The organism is Streptomyces graminilatus (assembly GCF_001418565.1).
GTDB lineage: Bacteria > Actinomycetota > Actinomycetes > Streptomycetales > Streptomycetaceae > Streptomyces > Streptomyces graminilatus.
The window spans coordinates 1-3,376 of sequence record NZ_LIQQ01000732.1 but is presented as its reverse complement, the minus strand read 5'-3'; the positions used below and the strand labels follow the sequence as shown (position 1 = coordinate 3,376).

Annotated in this window: 4 protein-coding genes; all 4 read right to left on the bottom strand. The window is 71.2% G+C overall.

The window, feature by feature from the left end:
• On the bottom strand, positions 1-557 hold a 557-nt coding region (locus AOK08_RS40775), incomplete at its 3' end, for an urease accessory protein UreF (RefSeq protein WP_055535478.1).
• A 27-nt stretch (positions 558-584) separates the two neighbouring features.
• Positions 585-2,306, bottom strand: coding sequence for an urease subunit alpha (locus AOK08_RS40770; protein WP_055535476.1), 1,722 nt, complete (start codon positions 2,304-2,306; stop codon positions 585-587).
• The gene (locus tag AOK08_RS40765) at positions 2,299-2,610 is read right to left on the bottom strand and encodes an urease subunit beta (RefSeq protein ID WP_055535474.1); all 312 of its coding nucleotides are present in this window, start codon (positions 2,608-2,610) and stop codon (positions 2,299-2,301) included. The genes AOK08_RS40770 and AOK08_RS40765 overlap by 8 nt, the downstream gene beginning before the upstream one ends.
• A 14-nt stretch (positions 2,611-2,624) precedes the next feature.
• Positions 2,625-2,927 carry an urease subunit gamma gene (locus AOK08_RS40760; RefSeq protein WP_055535472.1) on the bottom strand — a complete coding sequence of 101 codons (303 nt, stop codon included), beginning with the start codon at positions 2,925-2,927 and terminating at the stop codon, positions 2,625-2,627.
• Positions 2,928-3,376: the final 449 nt, after the last annotated feature.

The following is a 3,376-nucleotide window of genomic DNA, read 5'->3' as shown; positions in this document are numbered from 1 at the left end:
TCCACAGCCCGGTCCACCACACGATCCAGCTCCGGCGCCAGCCGAGCCAGCACCCCGCTCGCATCGAACGGATCAAGGCTCAGCAACCGCACCACCGCCGTAGCGGGCCCACTGACACTCTCGTACACGGAGCAGTACGCCGCGTCCTCCGCCCCCAGCCCCGCCGCCCGCGCGGTGAGCCCCAGCACCACCGGCTGATGCGCACCCTTGGGGAACTCCCGCGCCAGCGCGTCGAGTTCGGCCGACGGCCAGGTGGCCCGCGCGGCCCGCGTCAACTGCCGCCCCAGCCTGCGCGCGGCGACACGCAACGCCGGCGACGGCGTCCGCGCGTCCGCCGCGCCGTCGAGGGCCACCGGATCGGCGCCGAGCGCGGCGGCTGCGGCCAGCGCGGCCGACACCAGCCCCGTCGTGTGCAGCCGCCCCCGGCAGAACTCCTCCAGGCTCGCGGCCCCGGTGATCCGCCCCGCCTTGACGGCCTCCTCGGCCCCGCCGGAGTGCGCGTGCCCTCCGGCGGGAAAGCGGCCGTCGGCGAGGACGAGCAACGCTGCCCTGCTCATCCAGAACTCCTCATCCGAAACTCCTCATCAGAAGAGGAAGTACCGCTGAGCCATGGGCAGTTCGGCGGCCGGAGTCGCCTCGACCAGTTCCCCGTCGATGTGCACGGCGAAGCTGTCGGGGTTGATCCGTACGTCCGGACGCGCGTCGTTCTCCCGCATGTCGGCCTTGGTCACCGCACGGGTCGACTCGATCGCCACGAACCGCTTGCCGAGCTGAAGCCGCTCCGGCAGCCCGTCCTCGATCGCCAACTGGGCGACGAAGTTGAAGGAGTTGGACGCCGGTGCTCGTCCGATCGCGCCGAACATCGGCCGGGGCAGGATCGGTTGCGGGGTCGGGATCGACGCGTTCGCGTCGCCCATCTGCGCGTACGCGATCTGCCCGCCCTTGATGACGAGATGCGGCTTGACCCCGAAGAACGCGGGCTCCCAGAGGACGAGGTCGGCGAGCTTGCCCGTCTCCACGGAGCCGATCTCCCGCGCGAGCCCCTGTGCGAGGGCCGGGTTGATCGTGTACTTGGCGACATAACGGCGTACGCGGTGGTTGTCGGCGCCGCTGTCACCCGGGAGCGCGCCCCGGCGCCGCTTCATCACATGGGCCGTCTGCCAGGTCCGCATGATGACCTCGCCGACCCGCCCCATGGCCTGCGCGTCGGACGAGATGATGGAGATCGCGCCCAGGTCGTGCAGTATGTCCTCCGCCCCGATCGTCGACGGCCGGATGCGCGACTCGGCGAACGCGAGGTCCTCCGGCACCGCCGGGTTCAGGTGGTGGCAGACCATCAGCATGTCGAGGTGCTCGTCGGCGGTGTTGACGGTGTACGGCCGCGTCGGATTGGTGGAACTCGGCAGGACGTGCGGCTCGGAGACCACGGACATGATGTCCGGCGCGTGCCCGCCGCCCGCGCCCTCGGTGTGGTACGCGTGGATGCCCCGGCCCGCGATGGCCGCGAGCGTGTCGGCCACGAACCCGGCCTCGTTGAGGGTGTCCGTGTGGATGGCGACCTGGATGCCCGTGCGGTCGGCGACGGTCAGGGCCGCGTCGATGGCCGCCGGGGTCGAGCCCCAGTCCTCGTGGATCTTCAGACCGAGGGCGCCGCCCCGGATCTGGGAGAGCATCGCGTCGTGCGAGACGGTGTTGCCCTTGCCGAGCAGGCCGAAGTTGAGCGGGTACTGCTCCATCGCCTCCAGCATCCGGGCGAGGTGCCAGGGGCCCGGGGTCACCGTCGTCGCCTTCGAACCCTCGGCCGGGCCGGTGCCGCCACCCACGAGAGTCGTGATGCCCGACGCCAGCGCCTCGTCGGCGATCTGCGGGCAGATCAGGTGGACGTGCGCGTCGATGGCGCCCGCCGTCACGATCCGGCCGTTGCCCGCGATGATCTCGGTCTCCGGGCCGATGACCAGGTCGGGGTGGATCCCGTCCATGGTGTCGGGGTTGCCGGCCTTGCCGATGCCGGTGATCCGGCCGTCGCGGATGCCGATGTCGGCCTTGACGATGCCCCAGTGGTCGACGATCACCGCGCCCGTGATGACCGTGTCCGGGGTGCCGTCCGCGCGCGTGGCACGCGCCTGGCCCATGGACTCGCGGATGACCTTGCCGCCGCCGAACACCGCCTCGTCGCCGGCGAGTCCGGGACCGCCGCTGCGGTCCTCCTCGATCTCGATCAGCAGATCGGTGTCGGCGAGCCGGATTCGGTCGCCGGTGGTGGGGCCGAACAGGTCGGCGTACGCGGCACGTGAGATCTCAGGCATCGAGGGCACCTCCGGTCTCCCCGCGCAGTCCGGGCACGATGCGCGCGCCGGTGAGCGGGACGAGTTCTACGTCGACGGGGATCCCGGGTTCGAAGCGTACGGCGGTGCCGGCGGCGATGTTGAGCCGCTTGCCGCGCGCTGCCGCGCGGTCGAACTCCAGGCCGGGGTTGGCCTCGGCGAAGTGGTAGTGGGAGCCGACCTGGACGGGCCGGTCGGCGGCGTTCAGCACGGTCATCGAGGTGACCTCGCGGCCCTCGTTGTACACAACGGGTCCGTCGGCGAACAGGATCTCTCCGGGGATCACGGCAGCCTCTTCCCTCAGACGATCGGGTCGTGGACGGTGACGAGCTTGGTGCCGTCCGGGAAGGTCGCCTCGACCTGGACGTCGTGGATCATCTCGGGGATGCCCTCCATGACGTCTTCCCTGGTCAGCAGCTTGCGTCCGGAGGACATCAGCTCGGCGACGGTACGGCCGTCACGGGCGCCTTCGAGAATGTGCGAGGTGATCAGCGCGACCGCCTCGGGATGATTCAGTCTGAGTCCACGGGCCCTGCGCTTCTCTGCGACGTCCGCCGCCACGTGGATCAGCAGCCTCTCCTGCTCGTGCGGGGTCAGTTGCACGGCTTCCCACCTCACATCCTCGCTCCGGACCGTGCGGGGTCCGGTTGCCCGGTGCCACCAAAACCGCTGGTGGCGAGATGGGCACGCTAGTTGGCCGGAGTTTCAAGGACGTTAACCGCCCCACGATCGGCCGACTCGCGATCCCCCGGCCCAGGACCCGTTCGGCCCCTGGAAACCGGGACCGCCCGCGCTCGGCGCCCGCCATCCCGCCTTACGGGCACCACCTGTCCCTTCGCCTCAAGGCCCGCGAACCTCGGCACGGCCTTCGCCGAGCCCATCCGACGCCTCACCGTCGCACGGGCACCCCGCCCCCGAGCCCGGCCGCGCCCCTGAGCATCGCCTGCCCCGCCCTCGCCCTTCGGTCACGTCCTGCGGTGAGGGCGACCGCTACTCCTCCCTGCCGCAGCCGAAACCCAGCCGAGCTGCCCCGTCCTGGCTCCGCCCCGGAC

Excerpts from the sequence above, each read along its gene's own strand:
- AOK08_RS40770 (WP_055535476.1), bottom strand. The coding sequence starts at position 2,306 with ATGCCTGAGATCTCACGTGCCGCGTACGCCGACCTGTTCGGCCCCACC.